The sequence below is a fragment of the Kitasatospora sp. NPDC059599 genome (assembly GCF_042735125.1).
Classification (GTDB): domain Bacteria; phylum Actinomycetota; class Actinomycetes; order Streptomycetales; family Streptomycetaceae; genus Kitasatospora.
Genome location: NZ_JBHWCL010000119.1, coordinates 12,612 through 30,938, shown reverse-complemented (window position 1 = coordinate 30,938; position 18,327 = coordinate 12,612). Strand labels below are relative to the sequence as shown.

The 18,327-nt window shown below is 75.6% G+C and carries 16 protein-coding genes and 1 pseudogene; 11 read left to right on the top strand and 6 right to left on the bottom strand.

All coding sequences use genetic code 11. The features are described 5' to 3' along the window. Positions 1-52: 52 nt before the first annotated feature. Positions 53-901: an NPP1 family protein gene (locus tag ACFV04_RS31925; protein WP_380534278.1), complete on the bottom strand. Its 849-nt coding sequence runs from the start codon at positions 899-901 to the stop codon at positions 53-55. Positions 902-1,350: 449 nt separating this feature from the next. On the opposite strand from ACFV04_RS31925, the gene ACFV04_RS31920 reads away from it, so the two are divergent. Next, positions 1,351-1,770 (top strand): molybdopterin-binding protein, encoded by a 420-nt coding sequence (locus tag ACFV04_RS31920; RefSeq protein ID WP_380334714.1) that lies wholly within the window; start codon positions 1,351-1,353, stop codon positions 1,768-1,770. 31 nt (positions 1,771-1,801) lie between these two features. Beyond that, on the top strand, positions 1,802-2,125 hold the full coding sequence (locus ACFV04_RS31915) for a hypothetical protein (RefSeq protein ID WP_380534276.1): 324 nt from the start codon (positions 1,802-1,804) through the stop codon (positions 2,123-2,125). A gap of 62 nt (positions 2,126-2,187) precedes the next feature. On the opposite strand, the pseudogene ACFV04_RS31910 reads toward ACFV04_RS31915, so the two are convergent. Beyond that, positions 2,188-3,440, bottom strand: a pseudogene (locus ACFV04_RS31910) (MFS transporter). Positions 3,441-3,500: 60 nt separating this feature from the next. Between ACFV04_RS31910 and ACFV04_RS31905 the strand changes: the two are divergent. Further along, positions 3,501-4,514 carry an ArsR family transcriptional regulator gene (locus ACFV04_RS31905; protein ID WP_380534274.1) on the top strand — a complete coding sequence of 338 codons (1,014 nt, stop codon included), beginning with the start codon at positions 3,501-3,503 and terminating at the stop codon, positions 4,512-4,514. Positions 4,515-4,669: 155 nt separating this feature from the next. On the opposite strand, the gene ACFV04_RS31900 is transcribed toward ACFV04_RS31905, so the two are convergent. Then, the gene (locus tag ACFV04_RS31900) at positions 4,670-5,203 is read right to left on the bottom strand and encodes a flavodoxin family protein (RefSeq protein ID WP_380334724.1); all 534 of its coding nucleotides are present in this window, start codon (positions 5,201-5,203) and stop codon (positions 4,670-4,672) included. A gap of 225 nt (positions 5,204-5,428) precedes the next feature. Next, the gene (locus ACFV04_RS31895; RefSeq protein ID WP_380534272.1) at positions 5,429-6,307 is read right to left on the bottom strand and encodes a universal stress protein; all 879 of its coding nucleotides are present in this window, start codon (positions 6,305-6,307) and stop codon (positions 5,429-5,431) included. Between the two features lie 339 nt (positions 6,308-6,646). Between ACFV04_RS31895 and ACFV04_RS31890 the strand changes: the two genes are divergently transcribed. Next, entirely contained in the window at positions 6,647-7,264 is a 618-nt protein-coding gene (locus ACFV04_RS31890; protein ID WP_380334730.1) for a hypothetical protein, read from the top strand. Between the two features lie 159 nt (positions 7,265-7,423). Then, positions 7,424-10,144 carry a GNAT family N-acetyltransferase gene (locus ACFV04_RS31885; RefSeq protein ID WP_380534270.1) on the top strand — a complete coding sequence of 907 codons (2,721 nt, stop codon included), beginning with the start codon at positions 7,424-7,426 and terminating at the stop codon, positions 10,142-10,144. 86 nt (positions 10,145-10,230) lie between these two features. Here ACFV04_RS31885 and ACFV04_RS31880 read toward each other — a convergent pair whose 3' ends face one another. Further along, positions 10,231-10,575 (bottom strand): hypothetical protein, encoded by a 345-nt coding sequence (locus ACFV04_RS31880; RefSeq protein WP_380334735.1) that lies wholly within the window; start codon positions 10,573-10,575, stop codon positions 10,231-10,233. A gap of 376 nt (positions 10,576-10,951) precedes the next feature. Between ACFV04_RS31880 and ACFV04_RS31875 the strand changes: the two genes are divergently transcribed. From ACFV04_RS31875 to ACFV04_RS31850, 6 genes are all read left to right on the top strand, one after another. After that, the gene (locus tag ACFV04_RS31875; RefSeq protein ID WP_380334737.1) at positions 10,952-11,380 is read left to right on the top strand and encodes a hypothetical protein; all 429 of its coding nucleotides are present in this window, start codon (positions 10,952-10,954) and stop codon (positions 11,378-11,380) included. Positions 11,381-11,723: 343 nt separating this feature from the next. Continuing rightward, positions 11,724-13,088 carry a cation:proton antiporter gene (locus tag ACFV04_RS31870; protein WP_380534267.1) on the top strand — a complete coding sequence of 455 codons (1,365 nt, stop codon included), beginning with the start codon at positions 11,724-11,726 and terminating at the stop codon, positions 13,086-13,088. Between the two features lie 299 nt (positions 13,089-13,387). Beyond that, entirely contained in the window at positions 13,388-13,990 is a 603-nt protein-coding gene (locus ACFV04_RS31865) for a CBS domain-containing protein (RefSeq protein ID WP_380534265.1), read from the top strand. Positions 13,991-14,132: 142 nt separating this feature from the next. Next, the gene (locus ACFV04_RS31860) at positions 14,133-14,807 is read left to right on the top strand and encodes a response regulator (RefSeq protein ID WP_380334745.1); all 675 of its coding nucleotides are present in this window, start codon (positions 14,133-14,135) and stop codon (positions 14,805-14,807) included. Between the two features lie 126 nt (positions 14,808-14,933). Next, on the top strand, positions 14,934-15,224 hold the full coding sequence (locus ACFV04_RS31855; protein ID WP_380534263.1) for an SHOCT domain-containing protein: 291 nt from the start codon (positions 14,934-14,936) through the stop codon (positions 15,222-15,224). A gap of 31 nt (positions 15,225-15,255) precedes the next feature. Further along, complete coding sequence (locus ACFV04_RS31850; protein WP_380334748.1) at positions 15,256-16,242, top strand: Acg family FMN-binding oxidoreductase; 987 nt, start codon at positions 15,256-15,258, stop codon at positions 16,240-16,242. Positions 16,243-16,383: 141 nt separating this feature from the next. Here the strand turns inward: ACFV04_RS31850 and ACFV04_RS31845 are convergent, their stop codons facing one another. Next, positions 16,384-18,069, bottom strand: coding sequence for a GAF domain-containing protein (locus tag ACFV04_RS31845; RefSeq protein ID WP_380335367.1), 1,686 nt, complete (start codon positions 18,067-18,069; stop codon positions 16,384-16,386). Positions 18,070-18,327: the final 258 nt, after the last annotated feature.

Here is an 18,327-nt window from a genome sequence, read left to right as displayed (position 1 = left end):
GCCCGGGCCCGGTGTACGGGGGAAGCACCGGGCCCGGGCGGTGTCGACGGCGTCAGGCCCAGGGGTTGAACGGGATACCCGCGGGCTTCGACGCGTTGAGGAGGTTGCGGAAGCGGTCGTCCTTGTCGGTCGTCTTGATGGTGGCCGATCCGAAGTCGGCGTTGTTCAGCCGGTCGCGCAGCCAGGTGCTGGGCCAGCCGTTCCAGTCGACGATGGGGGGCTGGCGCCAGTTGTGGTAGTGGTTCTCCGGCGGCTCGTCGTTGTTGTTGGCCAGCCGGAACAGGTGGGTGAGGCCGGGCAGGCCGTCCTTGTGGTAGACGACCTTGGGGTGGCTGCCGTCGAACCGCACGGACGAACGCGGGTACGTGGCCTGGCTGCTGTGCTGGGTCAGGCTCAGGTACTCGACCTGGTTGGACGACTGCTTGACCCAGGAGATGACGTGCTCCCAGTCGTGGCGGTGGCCGCCCGAGCCCTGCACCGTCTGGTCCTTCTCGAAGTAGCTGGCGTACACGATGGCGCACCAGCCGTTGTTGCACTTGGAGCGGGCGTAGGTCTGGGACCGGTCCAGGTCGGACTGGTCGCGGCAGTTCCCGTTGATGGCGCCGGTGGTCTTCAGGCCCGGGTTGAGGGTGCCGTCCGGGGCGATGGCGGAGACCGCGTAGCAGCCGTCGACGTCGTAGTCGTAGGCGGGCGAGAACGACGCCTCGTAACCGCCCGCCCGCTGGGGCAGGTTGGGCAGGGAGTCCGCCTGGGCGGCGGTCCCGGGGAGGGTGAGCAGCAGCGCGCCGGCGCCGACGAGCGTGGCGATCCCGCGCCGGCCGCGGCCGGTCCCGGTGGTCCCGGTGGTGGTGTCCGTGTCCGTGGCCTTGCGGTCCTGACCTCGTGTCAAGAAGTTCTTCATCGTCACCTGTTTCCATGGTCGTCGCACTGGCCGGCCGGCGGTGACCGGCGGCCCGTGACGAGCATGGCGTGCGCACCGGCCCGGGCGGAACAGTCACATGACGTACGGACACGGAGACCGTCTCTACACGACCCGACTCGACCGGGTCTCCGTCAAACGACCTAACCGGTCCACCGCGGGAGCCGGTCCGCAGGACGCGCGCCACCCGGCGGGGCCTCCGGACGCGTACGCCCCGAGGGCGCGCGGACGCGAGGCCCCGGCCTCGCGGGTGTCCCGCCGCCGTGTCGGATCGTGGGACGGAAGATCGGCGGCCTCCGATCTGCGGCCGGCTCCGGCGGTGCTCGTTGGCATCCGCGAGGAGGCCTCTGCAGGCCGCTGACCTGGTGATTACGGTGGTGGACGCAGGGCAGGACGAGGGTCCGATGCCCCCGAGACGTGAGGTCGATCCCATGAGCCTGAGCATCCGCAACCAGATCCCCGGCACCGTCATCTCCGTGACCACGGGCGAGGCGATGGCGACGGTGAAGGCCCGCCTGGACGGTGGTCAGGAGATCACGGCGGCCGTGACCGCCGACGCCGTCAAGGACCTCGGCCTCGCCGAGGGCACCGCCGTGCGCGCCTTGGTGAAGTCCACCGAGGTCTCGCTCGCGACCGGACCGGTGTCCGGTCTGAGCATCCGCAACCGGATCCCCGGCACGGTGGTCGACGTGGCGACCGGTGCCGCCATGGCGACGGTGAAGGTCGCCGTCGACGGCGGCGAGCTGACCGCGGCCATCACCAGGGAGGCCGTGACCGAACTCGGCCTGGCGGCCGGGTCCCCGGTCGTCGCGCTCATCAAGTCCACCGAGGTCTCGCTCGCGACGGCCTGACGCGGGTGGTCGACGGGAGGACCCGTCCCGGGTGGACGTCCGTCCCGACGGGTCCGGCTGCGACCTCGTCCGGGACACCGCTCTGCGCTCCGCCGCGGTGCCCTTCCTGTCCACGGGCGACGGACTGATCCACACCGTCCTGCGCGAACCGGTCCTTCCGGGCAGCGACGCGACCACGATCCTCGACCCGTACCCCTATGCCGAGATCGACCCGCGGACCGGGACCGTCGTGCGGCGCGCGTGGCCGGGCAGCGGCTTCCGCTACGACACCCTCCGGATGGCCGGGACCATCGCGCCCGGCGGCGTCGTCCTGCAGGGGACGGTGACGGGCGTCGTCCGGATCGCCGGGCGGTAGCCCGGGAACGGTCGGGTGGCGGACCCGGGAACGGCGGTGTGCCGCCCCGGCCGTGCCGGGGCCTACTCCGGCGCGGGGAGGGCCTCCTGCTTCCCCGGCGCGGCTGCCGCCCGGTCCGCCGCCCGGCCCGGTGTCCGGCCCGGCGTCGGGTCCGGCGTCCGGGAGCGGCGCAGCCCCGGGGCCAGCAGCAGGGTGGCGGTCAGCGATGCCGCCGCGGTCGCCGCCATCGCGGTGGCCGGGGACGTCAGCTCGGCCGCCGCGCCGGCCGCCGCCGCACCGACCCCCTGCAGGGTGAGCATCCCCCACCGTGCAGGCCGAGCGCCTGCCCGCTCAGCTCGTCGGGCGTCAGCGCCACCAGCCGCTCCTGCAGCAGCAGCCCCGACGCGTACCCGGAGGTGGCGAGCGTGACCAGCACCAGGGCGAGCGGCAGCCCCGGGTCGAACGCGAAGAACAGGTACGGGGCGGCGAGCAGGACGCACAGCGGGACGGCCAGCCGGTCCCGCCACCCGGCGGGCAGGAAGCGGCCCGCGACGGCGTCGCCGACCAGCATGCCGCCCGCCCCGCAGGCGAACAGCAGGCCCGCGTCACGGGGCGCGTACGGGACGTACAGCGACTCCACGCCGACGACCAGGCCGTTCGGCACCCACAGCGCGAGGTAGACGTACCGGCGCGGCACGGACGACCAGAGCAGCGCGTCGGTGCGCCACGTCCCGGCGACCGACGTCCTGCCGGTGTGCCGGGGCGGGCGCCGGCTCAGCCCGAGCCGCGCCACCGCGGCGGCCAGCAGGTACAGGCCGGCGGCCGACAGCAGCGTGCCGCGCGCCGAGAGCAGTGCCACCAGTGCGCCGCCGACCGCGAAGCCGCCGATCTGGACGACCCCGGCCGACATGGTGAGGACGGACCGCCCGAGCAGGTAGCCGTCCCGGGTCAGCACCTCGTTGAGCAGCCCGTACCGCACCCCGCCGCCCACCGAACCGACGACGCCGAGCACCAGCAGCACCGCGAACACGGCCCCGACCGGCAGCCCCGGCACGGCCTGCACGGCCGTGCCCGCGCAGAACAGCAGACCGAGACCGGTCAGGGCGGCGCGCGGCGGCAGCCGGTCCGCCCCGGACAGCACGGTGGCCGCGCCGACGACCTGGGCCAGCGCGGGGCCGAACATGGCCAGGGAGGACAACAGGGCCGACTCCGTCCGCTCGAACACCAGGATGCCGAGGGCGAGCCCGCCCACCGTCTGGGCGGCGGTCTGCCCGGCCGAGGCGAGGAGGAGCGGGGTGAACTCGGCGGTACGGAAGAGCTCCCGATACGTACGCATGCGGCAGAGTCTCTTCGGGGCGACCGACCGGTCGTCAGTCTTTCGCAGGGAGGCGAAACGATGGGCTGGTGGCGGATCGACGCGGACACCCTCGCCGGGGGACGGTTCGTCACCTCCCCCCTGGCCGAGACGCTCGCCGCCCTGAAGACCCTGCACCGCGCCGGCGCGGCGCACCCGGGCGAACACCACTGGCTCACCACCCACCTCGCCGGATACCGCGGCCACCTGGCCGAGGAGCCCGTCACCGCGGCCCTGGTCGCGGCCGCGCTCGGGCACCGGTGGAACGCCACCTTCCTCACCCCCACCCCCCTCGGCGACGGCGACCCGACGTTCGCCGAGGAACTGGAGCAGGTCCGCGACACCCCGCCCGCCGTGGTGCGCGCCGACCTCGCCGAGACCCTCGGCGGCCCGCTGCCGGACCGGCTGCGCCGCGACGACCTCGCCCGGCGCGCCGCGGACCTGCTGGAACGGGTGTGGACCGAGACCGTCCGGCCCTCCTGGCCGCGCCGTCGCCGGATCATCGAGGCCGACGTCGTCGCCCGGACCGCCCGGCTCGGCCGGGACGGCTGGGCCGTCACCCTCGACGGGATGCGGCCCGGCATGCGCTGGCTCGGAGCGGACCGGCTGCAGATCACCGACTGCGACGGCCCGCCGCGGGAACTCTCCGGCGCCCGGCTGATGTTCGTCCCCGTCACCCCGGCCCAGAGCTGGGTCTGCTGGGACGCCCCGGCGGCCGGCGGACGGCGCACGCTCCACGCCCGGCGGTACGCGGTCGTCTACCCGTGCTCGGGCGTCCTCGTCGACGACGAGCGCCGCCCCGTACCGAAGGCCCTGGCCGCCCTGCTCGGTGCCGCCCGCGCCGAACTCCTCACCCTCCTCGACACGCCGAAGACCACCACCCAGTTGGTGGCCCTCACCGGTCAGACCCTGGGCTCGGTCGGCCGGCACCTGCGGATCCTGCGCGAAGCCCGGCTGGTCCGGCGCCGCCGCGCGGGCCGCTCGGTCCTCTACTACCGGACCCCGGCGGGCCAGATCCTGGTCGACGCGCAGCAGCCCGCGTCCGGCGCGTCCTGATGGCGGTGTGCCGTGGGCTCGCGATCGCGCGGGGCTGTGTGCGCGCCGACGTGTGCCGAAGCACCGACTGAGTCTCCGTCAGCAGTGGTGCTCAGACTGTGAGTTCAGGGTCGGGAGCAGGAGCCGGGCCGCGGCCGGGGGTCAGGGGTCAGGGGTCAGACCAGCTTCGCGCCCCAGGCGCGGGCGCGGTCGAGTTCGCCGGCGCGCAGCGGCCCGTCGTTGTCCTCCACGATGAATCCCTCGGGTTCGGCGACCATGTCGTAGCGGTGGTGGGAGAGCCGGTGGGCGATGCCGTTGGCGGCGCCGCCGGACCTGGCCATGTCGACCCGGGTGTCGAACGCGGCGGCGTGGGTGCCGGGTTCGGTCTTCGGGAGGTCGTGGAACCAGGCCCGCAGGCCCGGGCCCTCGGCCGTCGCGCGGGCCTCTTCGGCGGCCTTCTCGTGGCCCTCCTTGTGACCCTCGGCACTGGCGGCCATCCGGCGGCTCAGCCCGGAGGACATGCCGTGCATGTGCGTCGGTCCGCCGACCACCAGCAGGTCCGCGGAACGGGTGACGTCCTCGCTGACCTCGGCCACCGGGAGGCAGTCGACGGCCGCTCCGGGGTCGGCCTCGTGGACGCCCTCGGCGATCGCCTCGGCGATCTCCCGGGTGTTGCCGTACATGCTCTCGTACACGATCACGGTGTGCATGGTCTCCACCTTTCCTCGCTTCCAGCCTCGCTCCGGAACTGTCCTGCGGAGATGGGCCGTTCGACCCGTTCCGGTCGCCGGAAGGTCCGTCGCCGGATGGTCCGTCGCCGGAAGGTCCGCCGGCGGTCGGACCCGTTGATGGTCGGGCCCGTCGGTGGAGGGGCCCCTCGGCGGGGCGGGCCCGGTGGATCGCGGTGCTCTCCCGCTCCGCGACCGGGCGACGCCCTACGGGTAGGTGGCCGGAACCGTCACGACCGGGCAGTGCGCGCGGTGCAGCAGGCCGTACGGGACGGAGCCGAGCCGCATGCCGGTGAAGCCCCCGCCGCCCCGGCGGCCGACGACCACGGCGAGGGCGTGCTCGGAGGCCCGGGCGAGTTCCTCGACCGGGTGGCCGCGGACCAGTTCGTGGGTCACGGTGACGTCGGGGTGGCGGTCGTGGCGGCCGACGGTGGACTCGAAGAGCAGTCGGCGCAGGATCCGGTCGGTCGCGTCGTCGTCGAGGTTGCCGACCGGCGGGCGCTGCCAGACCCAGAGGACGCGCAGGACGGCCCCGCGCTCGGCCGCGAAGTCGAAGGCGAAGTCGACGGCGGGTGCGGACGACGGGCTGCCGTCCACGCCGAGGACGACGTACGGCGGGTCCTGGGTGGTGTGCTCGGGGTTGCGGACCACGACCACCGGGCAGTGCGCCTGGGCGCTCACCGGGACGGCCACCGAGTAGGTGCTCAGCACCTCCGCGGCCCGGCCCAGTCGGCGGGAGCCGAGGACGACGAGCGCGGCGTGACGGGATTCCCGGCACAGCGCCGGCGCCGGGACCTCCTCGGGGACGTCGGTCGTCAGGGCCAGCCCGGGGTGCCGGCCCCAGGCCACGTCGGCGGCCCGGTCGAGGGCCTGCTCGGCCCGCTCGCGCAGGGCCTTGTGGTAGCGGTCCTCGTCGAAGGGCCGGAACTCGCGGTACAGGGTCGGGACGGCGTGCACCAGGCGCAGCGACAGGCCCCGGCGGTCGGCCTCGTCGGCGGCCCAGGCGGCGGCCATCGGGCCGGTGTCGTGGGCGTCGACACCGAGGACGACGGAGCGGCCGGGGCTGTCGGAGTTCGCGGGGGTCATGGCGGTCCTCCTCGGGTTCGGCGCTGCGGGCCTGCTCCCACGCTAGGCACCGGTCCCGGCCCGCCGCGAGGGCCGACCGGCCCGGCCGGCGGAGACCGGCGACCCCATCCCACCGCCCGCGTCGCCACCATCCGGGCCGCCACCGCCCGCGCGACCGCCCGCGTCGCCACGGCCTGCGTCGCCACCGTTCGCGTCGCCACCGTTCGCGTCGCCACCGCCCGGTGGCCCGGGTGGGCCCTCGGGACCCGGGACCGGGGCCGTCCGGCCCTCGGAGATCGGGCACCGGCCCGGCAGACTGATCCTGAGAGCAGAAGCCCCGTGGCACGGAGGAGGCGCGTGATGTCCGTCGCAGCCACCCCGCCCGGTCACCCCGCCTCCCACACCTCCCTGCGCGGGCACGTCCGCCGGGCCGCCGGCCGTGATCACAACCCGCTCTGCCGCCCGCTCGACCGGGTGTACAGCGGCCTGATCACCGGGGTGGCGCTGATGCTCCTCGTCGCCTCCGTCCTGGCGGTGGTCGCGGCGGTGCTCGTGTACGGGGCGCAGACGCGCGACGCGACGCGGCTGGCCCGGCACCGGCACGTCGTCACCGCCGTCACCACGGGCCCGGCGCAGGTGGTCGACCCCGGGGCGGGCCGTGTGCGGGAGCACGCGCCGGCCCGGTGGACGTACCCGGTCGGCCCCGGTTCCGGCTTCGTCCCCGTGCCGGACGGCACGTCCGTCGGGACGGCCGTCCCGGTCGGGCTGAGCGACGCAGGCCGGCCGGTCGGTGCCCCCCGGCCGACCGGACTGATCGTCTCGGACGCCGTCCTGACGGGCCTGGGCACGGTCGCCGCGCTCGGGTTCGTCACGGAGGGCTGGTTCGTGCTGTGCCGCCGCCGGCTGGACCGGCGGGCCGAGCGGAGCTGGGAGGCCGCCTGGGAGCAGGTGGAGCCGGGCTGGTCCGGGCGGCGGTGACGCCCCACGGGCGGTGAACGCCCCGGCTGTCGGTGATCGCCCCGGCTGTCGGTGACGCTCGGCTGTCGGTGACGCCCCGCTGTCGGTGACACCCGGCAGGCGGTGACCGCCCCGCCGGTGGTGCATGCCCTGCGAGTGGTGAAGCCCAGGAGGTACGCCATGTCCGCCGTCCCACCGCCGACCACGGCGGAGGCCCTGCTGGCCGACGGCACCACCGTCGGGATCCGGCCGTTCGCCCCGGACGACCGGCGGGCGGTCCTCGACCTGCATGCCGCCGGGATGTCCGAGGAGAGCCGCCGGATGCGCTTCTTCGGGGTCAGCCGCAACGCGCCCGCGCAGGCCGCCGCCCGGCTGTGCGGGGCGCCGCGCGCCGGCCTGCTGGCGTTCGGCGCCTGGGCGGGGGAGGAGCTGATCGGCGAGGCCGACTGCGAACTGCTGGACGACCCGCCGCGGACGGCGGAGCTCGCGCTGGCGGTGGCCGACCGCTGGCACCACCGGGGCGTCGCCACCCTGCTGCTGGAACACCTGGTGCACGCCGCCCGCGCGGCCGGCGTCCGCTTCTTCGAGGCCGACACGCTGTCCGGCAACCGGGCCGTCCACCGGGTCTTCGCCGACCTCGGGCTGCCCGTCGAGCGCCGGTACGCGCAGGGCGAGGTCAGGCTCAGGGTGCCGCTGGACGAGGGCGACGAGCGCTACCGCGCGGCGGTGGACGAACGGGGCCGCCGGGCCGACGTGGCGAGCCTCACGGCGCTGCTGCGCCCGGCCTCGGTCGCCGTCGTCGGGGCGTCCCGCCGGGAGGGCTCGGTCGGGCGGAGCGTCCTGGCGAAGATCCGGAAGGGCGGCTTCACGGGAGCGCTGTGGGCGGTCAACCCGCACGCCGCCGAGATCGACGGCAGGCTCGCCTACCCGGACGTCGCCGCGCTGCCCGCCGTGCCGGACCTCGTCGTCCTGGCGGTGCCCGCCGACGCCGTCCCCGGGGTGGCGGAGGAGTGCGGCGCGGCCGGTGTGCGGGCCCTGGCGGTGCTCACGTCCGGCCTCGGCCCGCAGGAGGCCCGCCGCCTGATGCGGGCCTGCCGCCGGCACAGCATGCGCCTGGTCGGGCCCAACAGCCTCGGCCTGGCGCAGACCGACCCCGCCGTCCGGCTGGACGCCGAGTTCGGCGGCGCCTTCCCCAGGCCGGGCACGGCCGGGGTGGCCGTGCAGAGCGGCGGTGTGGGCATCGCGCTGCTGCAGCGGCTGGCCTGGCTGGGCATCGGGGTGTCGAGCTTCGTCTCGCTCGGCGACAAGTACGACGTCAGCGGCAACGACCTGCTCCAGTGGTGGGAGTCGGACGGCCGGACCGACCTCGCGCTGCTCCACCTGGAGTCCTTCGGCAGCCCGCGCGCCTTCGGCCGCACCGCCCGGCGGGTCACCCGTACCGTCCCGGTGCTCACCGTCGACGCCGGCCGCTCGACCGCCGGGCGCCGGGGCGCGGCCTCGCACACCGCGGCCGCCGCCACCCCCACCGTCACCCGCGAGGCGCTGTTCCGCCAGGCGGGCATCACCGCCGTCCGCAGCATCGACGAACTGGTCGAGGCAGCCGCCCTGTTGCACGCCCAGCCACTGCCCGCTCCGCGCGGCGCGGTCGCCGTGGTGTCCAACGCGGGCGGCATCGGCATCCTGGCCGCGGACGCCTGCGCGGAGGCCGGACTGGAGCTGCCGGAACTCCCGGCAGGCCTCGCGACGTTCCTCCCGCCCGGAGCCTCCGTCCGCAACCCGGTGGACACCACGGCCGCGGTAGGGCCGGTCGAACTCGCCCTCTTCCTGAGGGAGTTGGAGCGCGTCGAGGCCGTCGACGCGATCCTGGTGTGCCTGGTGCCGACGGCCCTCGGAGCGGTTCCCGACCAGGATCCGGCACGCGCCCTGCTGGAGGGCCCGGCCCGCCGCGCCGTCCCGATCGCCGCCGTCCTGCTCGACCAGCAGGTGCCCGTGCGGCACCGCACCTGCGCCGACGGCGGGCTGCTGCCCGCCTACTCGGACTCCGTCGCGGCCGCCCGGGCCCTCGCCCACGCGCGCGACCGCGCCCGCCGGCTCGCCGAACCGCAGCCCGTGCCGGTCGACGTCCCCGGCTGCGACCGGCCCACCGCCCGCAGCCTGGTCGACGGCTTCCTCACCGCTCACCCCGGCGGCGGCTGGCTCGACCCGCTGACCACCGCCGACCTGCTGGACGCCTACGGGCTGCCGCTGGTCACCTCGGTGTGGGCCCGCGACGAGCACGCGGCCGTCGCCGCGGCGACGGCGCTGCGCCGGCACGGACACGACGGGCGGACGGCCCTGAAGGCGTACTGGCCGGATCAGGTCCACAAGAGCGCGCTCGGCGCGGTCCGCACCGGCCTCGCCACCGACGACGAAGTGCGCTGCGCCTACCGGGAGTTCGCGGAGCGGTTCGGCGCCGAGCTGGCCGGCGCGGTGGTCCAGCCGATGGCCGCGCCGGGCGTCGAACTGCTCGCGGGCGTGGTCCAGGACCAGGTCTTCGGCCCGCTGGTCGTCCTCGGCATGGGCGGCACCGCCGCCGAGGTGCTGGCCGACCGGGCTGCCCGGCTCGCCCCGCTCTGCGAACGCGACCTGACCACCATGGTCACCGAACTCCGCGGCGCACCACTGCTGTCGGGCACCGGCGGGGCGCCGCCCGTGGACCTCGCGGCGGTCCGCTCCGTCCTCGCCCGGTTGTCCCGGCTCGCCGAGGACTTCCCGGAGCTGGTCGAGACCGACCTCAACCCCGTCATCGCCCGCCGGGACGGCGCCGTGTGCGTGGACGCCCGGGTGCGGCTCGAACGCCGTCCCTCGTTCGACCCCTACCTGCGGCGGCTGCGGCGACCGGCCGCCGCCGAGGGGGAGTGACCGCCGCCGAGGGGGAGTGACCGCCACCGCCTTGCCCTCGTCCGGGGGGTGCCCGGGCCGTTACGCCGGTGGTGCCGTCGCGGTCGTCATGCCCGTACCTGCGGGTGCGCGGTGGGGTGCACGACCGCCCGCACGCTCCGGATGACGTGGGCGAAGCTGCGCACCATCGCGCCGGTCATCAGGAACAGGGCACCGATGAGGAACCACCCTTCCTTCTCGTCGAGGGTCAGGGCGGCAGGGCGCGCCGCCCGGTCCGACGCGGGGGCGGGAGACGTCGTGCCCTTGGCGATCGAGACGACGCCCGACAGGGCGTGCGCGACCGCGCCGGCGAGGAGCGCCGAGGAGCCGAGCACGAGCCATCCGAGTCGTCCGAACTCGTCGGATCCGATGGCAACGCCGGGACGTGACACGTGGTGATGGATGCCGCGCATTCGTCTCGCCTCCTTGGCCGGATGCGGTGAGGACGATCCCCCCCTCCGAGGTTCCCAGGGCGGGGCCGGTCCGCCATGGGCCATCCGGCCCACACCTGAGGGGCCGGAAGGCGTCGGGACCACGCGTCACGCATCGCCCCGGTAGGGGCCGGGCCCCCGCAGACGCCCTGCCGTGCGGGAGAGGAGCGCCGGACGAGGCCGGACGGACCAACGCCGTGGTCCGTGCGGCCCAGGCCGGGCCGGAGGTTCGGCCCTACCGTGGTCGTAGGGCTTCCGATCCGAGGCCGTGTCGTCTCCCCGGAGGCCCTCCGGCCAACTTCTCCGCGCCCGCCTCCCCGTTCCCGGTGAGGCGGCTGCTCTCGAAGGAGTCGATGTCATGACCAGCAGTGCCACCGAGGCGGGCCGCACCCCCTACGCCCCCGAGCGACGCCCCATGGCGACCGGGTGGACCGTCTTCGCCGGGATCATGCTGATCGCCGGCGGCATCATGGCGATCTTCCAAGGGATCGCCGGCATCACCAAGGACGACCTGATCGTCGTCACCCGGCACTACGTGTATTCGATGAACACCACGGGATGGGGCTGGATCCATCTGATCCTCGGGATCGTCATCGTCCTGGCGGGCGTGGCGCTGTTCACCGGCGCCGTCTGGGCCCGTGCCGTCGGTGTCGTCGTCGCCGGGCTGGGCATGATCGCCAACTTCCTGTGGCTGCCCTACTACCCGTTCTGGGCGATCGTCCTGATCGTCATCGACGCCTTCGTCATCTGGGCCCTGTGTGTCGGGACGACCAGGAAGGAGACCTGACGGGCCCGAGGCAGTCCTGACAGGCCCGGGGCAGTCCTGACAGGCCCGGGGCAGTCCTGACGGGCGCAGCGGAGGAGTGTTCCGAGCCCGACCATTGTCGACCGGCCCGGCCCCGGGATCGCCCGGGGCCGGGCCCCGCGGTGCTCCCGGGCGGTGCCCGGGTGCGTGCGACCCGCAGGACCCGTCCCCCGGACGGATCACCCCGGGGTGCCGCTCGTCGGGCCCTACGGGGCAATGGTGGTCAGCGGCGCCACGGCCGCGCGAGAGTGCCGGGAGCCCCGATGAACGAGCCGCCGCAGCCGCCGTCCGCGCCCGGGACGGGCCGGCGGGAGGCGCGGCGCCGGTGAGCGGCGCCGGGTGGGCCGGTGTGGCGGTCGCCGGTGTCACCGCCGCCTACGCGCTCGCCTCGCGACGCCTGGCGAGCACCCCCCTGTCCGCGCCCATCGTGTTCGTGGGAGCCGGCATCGCCACGGGGCCCGTCGGCCTCGACCTGATCAGCGCCGAGCACGACCGCGGACCGCTGCTCACCCTGCTGGAGGCGGCGCTGACCCTGGTCCTGTTCACCGACGCCATGGCGGTGCGCCCGGAACAGCTGCGCACCGGCGCCGCCCTGCCCGTCCGGCTGCTCGGGATCGGCCTGGCGCTCAGCATCGCGTCGGGCTGGCTGCTGGCCTGGCCGCTGCTCCCCGGGCTCACCGGATGGGAAGCGGCCCTGGTGGGCGCCGTCCTGGCGCCGACCGACGCGGCGCTCGGCGCCGGCGCCATCGCCAACCCGCGGGTGCCCGGCCTGGTGCGCCAGGGGCTCAACGTGGAGAGCGGGCTGAACGACGGCATGGTGCTGCCGTTCTTCGTCCTGTTCCTGGCGGCCATCCCGGGCACGGCGTACGCCGAGGAAGGGGTCGGCGGGACGTTCTGGCGGGCGCTGCTCCTCAGCACCGTCCTCGGCCTGGCCGTCGGCGGGGCCGGCGGCCGGTTGCTGCGGTCCGCCCGCGACCACGGCTGGATCACCCGGCAGTGGCGGCAGATCCTCGTCCTCGCGATCGCCGCGGGCGCCTACGCCTTGGCCACGGTCACCCGTGGGAGCGGCTTCATCGCCGCCTGGGTGGCCGGGTTCGCCTTCGCGTACGCGATGCGCGGCAGCGGCCGCCGCAGCGGCAGCGTCCCGTCGGCGTCGGCGTCGGCGCCGTCGTCCGCGGTGCCGGTGCCGGTGCCGGACGGCGACGACACCGCCGACTTCGCCGAGGACCTCGGCAACCTGCTGGCCATGCTCAGCCTGCTGGTCTTCGGCGCCGTGCTGCTCGGCCCGGCCCTGGAACACCTCGGGTGGGGCATCGTCGGCTACGCCGTGCTCAGCCTCACCGTGGTCCGGATGGTCCCGGTCGCCCTCTCCCTGGCCGGCACCGGGCTGAAGCTGCCCACCGTGGCCTACATCGGCTGGTTCGGCCCGCGCGGGCTCGCGTCGATCGTGCTCGGGCTGCTGGTCGCGGAGCAGCAGGTCCCCGGGGTCGTGCTGGTCGGCCGGGTGGTCGCGGTCACCGTCGGCCTCAGCGTGCTCCTGCACGGGGTGTCCGCGGTGGCGTTCTCGGACCGCTACGGGCGCTGGTACGAACGCGCCGCCGCGCGTGACCGGGGCCTGCGGGAGAGTATCGGTACCTCGCGCGCGATCCGGCGCCGCAGGCTCGACGTGACCGGCCCACCGGGGGAGTGAGAGCACGGCCCGGCAGCCCGGCAGCCCGGCAGCCCGGCAGCCCGGCAGCCCGGCAACCCGTCCACCGGACGGCCTCCTCGTCCTGCCGTTCTGCCGCCCTGCCGACAGGTCGCGCCGTCCCGGGCCGGACCGGCCCGGGAAGCAAGGACCGTACGGCCCTGTCCGCAGGCTCCCCGGCCGACGGACAGTGAAGGCGGGACCACCGTCGGAGGCCGCCGCCGTGCCGCCCCGGGCCGGGGACGCCACCGGGCGGGCCCCGGAACACCCGCGCCTTTCGCGTCGCGTCGAAGGAGGCCACGATGACCGGCACACCGAGCACCGTCGCCGACGTCATGACCCACGCCGTGGTGGCCGTCGGCCGGGACGCCGACTTCCGCGACATCGCCGACACCTTGCAGCGCTGGCGGATCAGCGCCGTCCCCGTGCTGACCGGCGACGGCCGGGTGGTCGGGGTGGTCTCCGAGGCCGACCTGCTGACTGCCCGGGACCGCGACGGCGAGCGCGCCGACGCGCTGACGGCCGGGCGGATGATGTCCGTGCCGGCCGTCACCGTGCACCCCGGCAGCCCGCTCAACGAGGCCGCCCGGGCGATGTCCCGCGGCCACCTCAAACGGCTCCCGGTGGTCGACGGGCAGCACTACCTGGTCGGCATCGTCAGCCGCGGCGACCTGCTGAAGGTCTACCCCGGGGACGACCGCGAACTCGCCGACCGGGTCCGCTTCGAGCTGGCCGCCGCCCTCGGCCCGCGCGCCGCCGTGGACACCGGCGTCCGCTCCGAGAACGGCCGGATCACCCTGACCGGCGCACCGCCGGGCACCCTGTCCGCACCGCTCCTGGAACGCCTGGTGCGCGCCGTACCCGGCGTGGTCGGCGTCGAACTGCGCCTCGCGGCGCCGGCCTGACGGGCCCGACCGGGCGCGGCGACGGCGGCCCCGCACGCGCCCGGCCGCTGTCGCACCGCCCGGTCGGCGCGGTGCGCCCGGCCGCGCCGACGAGCAGAATCGGTGGTGTCACCGCCCGTTCGGCCCCACGGAGGAGGAGGCCATGGACACGCCCCGGCCCGTACGCGTCTTCCTGCTGGACGACCACGAGGTGGTGCGGCGCGGCGTGCGCGACCTCCTGGAGGCCGAACCGGACATCGAGGTCGTCGGTGAGGCGGGCACGTGCGCCCAGGCCCTCGCCCGGGTACCGGCGCTGCGCCCCGACGTCGCCGTGCTCGACGTACGGCTCCCGGACGGCGACGGTGTGAACGTCTGCCGGGAACTGCGCGACCGGGAGCCCGCACTGGTCTGCCTGATGCTGACGTCCTTCGACGACGACGACGCCCTGCTCGACGCGATCATGGCCGGCGCGGCCGGGTACGTCCTCAAGGAGGTCAAGGGCGCCGACGTGGTCAGCGCGGTCCGCACGGTCGCCTCCGGGCAGTCCATGCTCGACCCGGCCACCACCCGCAGGCTCATGGAGAACCTGCGCCACCACGAGGAGAGCGACGCCGACGCGGCGCTCGCCGGCCTCACCCCGCGCGAACGGGAGATCCTCGCCCTGGTGGGGGAGGGCAAGACGAACCGCCAGATCGGCCAGGAGCTCTACCTCGCCGAGAAGACGGTGAAGAACCACGTCTCCCGGCTGCTCGCCAAACTGGGCGTCGAACGCCGCCTCCAGGCCGCCGTCCTCGCCGCCCACGCGGACCCCGACCAGCAGCACCACCGCCCGTCCTGAGCACCCCGTGGGAAGCGGCCGGGCCCGAGCGGGCCCGCAGGTAGTGCCGAACGGCCCAAGCGGCACCCGGGCCGCCGGCCGCACGGTGGAGGTGAGCGAACTCCCGCCACGGCCGAGGAGACGGCGATGATGTTCCGGAACGACGGCGGCACGAACGGCCGGGGCCTCGGCCTGATGACCCTGAGCATGCTGCTCTTCCGGGCACTCGTGGTCTTCGGCGGGATCGCCCTCGTCCGGTACCCGGGCCGGACGGCCCCGCACGGCCCGACAGCCCCCGTGCCGCGCCTGACACCACCGCAGCGGCCCACCCCGGACCCGGTGCTCGCCGAACGCCTCGCCCGCGGCGAGATCGACCCCGACGAGTACCGCGCCCGACCGCACACCCTGCGCGGCGGCGATCCGCCCGCCGCCGGCTGATCCCGGCGGACCACGCACCCTGGAGGCGGCCATGCCCACCCTCGCCCTCGACGCCTCCGCGCTGGAGAAGCTCGTCTCCGCGGCGGTCGCGGCACCCTCGATCCACAACAGCCAGCCCTGGCGCTTCCGGCTCCAGCCGGACACCTCGACCGTGGAGGTCCGCGCCGACCGCAGCCGTGCCGTCCCGGCCGCCGACCCGCAGGGCCGGGCGCTGCACATCTCCGTCGGTGCGGCCGTCCTCAACCTGCGCGTCGCCGCCCGTCACCTCGGCTGGGCCCCCGAGGTGCGCCTGCTGCCCGACCCGTCCGAACCCGACCTGTTCGCCGCCGTCCGGCTGGACGCCCCGGCGGGTGCGCCGGCCCCGGGCACCGAGCAGCTGTACGGGGCGATCTGGCGCCGCCACTCCATCCGCACCCCGTTCACCGGCGAGCCGGTCCCGCCAGCCGTCCTCGACGAACTGGCCACGGCCGCCCGCTCCGAGGATGCCCTGCTCCACCTGCCCGACCACCAGGAGACCGCCCGGCTGCTGCACCTCACCGCCGAGGCCGAGCGCCGCAACACCACCGACGAGGCGCAGCGCACCGAGAGCCGCAACTGGATCCGCACCGGCCCGACCCCGCCGTACGGCATCCCGGTCGACGCGCTCGGCCCCCAGGACGCGGCCGGCCACCTGCCGATGCGCGACTTCGCCGCGCTCCACGCCGCCGAACACCACGCCCCCGCGCTCTTCGAGGCGGAGCCCCGCCTGGCCGTCCTCGCCACCGGGCACGACACCCCGCAGGACTGGCTGCGGGCCGGCCTCGCCCTGGAACACGTGCTGCTCGCCGCGACCGTCCACGGCGTCCGGGCGTCCCTGCTGCACCAGGCCATGGAGTGGCCCTACCTGCGGTGGGAGGCCCGGGACCCGCACCGCGGCCCCGGCTACGTCCAGATCCTGATCCGCCTCGGCTACGGCCCCGAAGGCGCCCCGACACCCCGCCTGGCCCCCGGCGACGTCCTGGACCGCCCCCGCCGGTAGCCGGCCGGCGGGCCGTCGCCCGACCGGTGGTCCCTCGTCAGGTCGCGGGGCCGGGCCGTGCGCGGCCGATCCGACCGCCGCGGCGGCGTGGGAACGCCGTCGCGAACCGTCGGTTTCCCGGCCGGTTTCCCGGTCGGTCGCTCAGTCGGCGGGCAGCGGGACCCGCCAGTGCAGTTCCGTGCCGCCCTCGGGGCGGGTGCGGGCGGTGAAGGCGCCGCCCAGGGCGGTGGCCCGATCGGCGAGGTTGGCGAGGCCGCTGCGGCGGCCGCCCCCGGGGAGACCCACCCCGTCGTCGGTGACCGTCACGGCCAGCTCGTCACCGGCGGCCACGGTGACCTTCACCGTTGCGGCCCCGGCGTGGCGGGCGGCGTTGGACAGGGCCTCCTCCAGGACGGCGACCGCCGCGTCCGCGACCTCGGCGGGCACCGTGACGTCGAGCAGCCCGGTCATCCGCAGGGTCGGGGCGAAGCCCAGGGAACGGGCGGCGCGGTCCACGACCTCGACGACGCGGGCCCGCAGGCCGGACGCGGCCGGCCCCCGCTCGCGCAGGCGCAGGCCGAAGATGGTGGCGCGGATGGTCTTGGCGGTCTCGTCCAGGTCGTCGATGGCCCGCAGCACCCGGTCGGTCGCCTCGGGGTGCTCGATGAAGCGGGTCGCGCCCTGCAGGGTCATCCCGGTCGCGAAGAGCCGCTGGATGGCGAGGTCGTGCAGGTCGCGGGCGATCCGGTCGCGCTCCTGCAGCAGCGCGAACCGCTCCGAGTCCCGGCGCCGCTCGGCGAGTTCCATCGCCACCGCGGCCTGCCCCGCGAAGCCGAGCAGCGGCCCGGACTCGTCCTCCTCGAACAGCGGCGCGCCGGAGGCCCGGGCCAGCAGCAGCACGCCGCGGATCCCGCGATCGGCCGTGCCGACGGGCACCGCGACCGCCGGGCCCAGGCCCTTCCAGCGCGGCGGCCCGGCGGTGATCCTCGGGTCCTTCTGGACGTCGGGGCTCACCACGAGCCCGCCGATGCGGAAGGCCGCGCCCATGAACGAGCCCTCGACCGGCAGCACCAAGCCGCGGTGCGCGTCCTCGCCCAGCCCGACGGCGATGCGCACCTCCAGCTCCGTGGTGTCCGGCAGCGGCAGGGCGACGACGGCGAGGTCCGCGCCGGCGATCTCGGAGGCGCGGACGAGCAGCAGGTCCAGCACCTCCTGCTCCGCGCTGCCCGACAGCAGGCTGCTGGTCACCTCGGCACTCGCCTCCAGCCAGCGCTGCCGCTGCCGGGCCCGGGCGTAGAGCCGGGCGTTGTCGATGGCGACCCCGGCGGCGACGGCGAGGGTGGCGAGGACGGACTCGTCCTCGGCGTCGAACTCCCCGCCGCCGCGCTTCTCGGTCAGGTAGAGGTTGCCGAAGACCCTGTCCCGGATCCGGATCGGCACCCCCAGGAAGCTGCGCATCGGCGGATGGTTGGCCGGGAACCCGTAGGAGGCCGCGTGGTCGGAGAGCCGGCTGAGCCGCAGCGGCTCGGGGTGGCGGATCAGCTCGCCGAGGATGCCGTGCCCGGACGGCAGGTCACCGATCAGTTTGACCCGGTCGTCGGTGACCCCGACCGGGATGAACTGCGACAGCCGCTGGTCCTCGCCGATCACGCCGAGCGCGCCGTACTCGGCGTCCACCAGGGTGACCGCCGCCTCCACGATGTGCTGCAGGGCCTGGGTCAGTTCCAGGTCCCGCCCGACCGCCAGCACCGCCTCCAGCAGGCTGTGCACCCGGTCGCGGGTGCCGCGGGCGGCGTCCAGCCGGGCCTGGAGCTCGTCCAGGAGTTCGTCCAGCCGGAGCTTCGGCACGGGGGCGCCCGGCTCCGACGTGCCGGTGGCCGAGGCGCCGACGTCCGAAGCGCTGGTCTCCGAGGCGCCCGGCTCCGATGTGCTGGTCTCCGACGCGCTGCCCAAGGCGTCCTCCCTGGCTCGCCCCCGATGGCCCACTGCGACCAGACTAGGCGTGATCTCCCCCGGCAGCCGGGAGCGAAGGGGGCCGAACGGCCCGCCGGGAGCACCCCACCGGGCCCCTGGTGACGGGCGCGGCCGCGGACAAGGCTGGAGAAC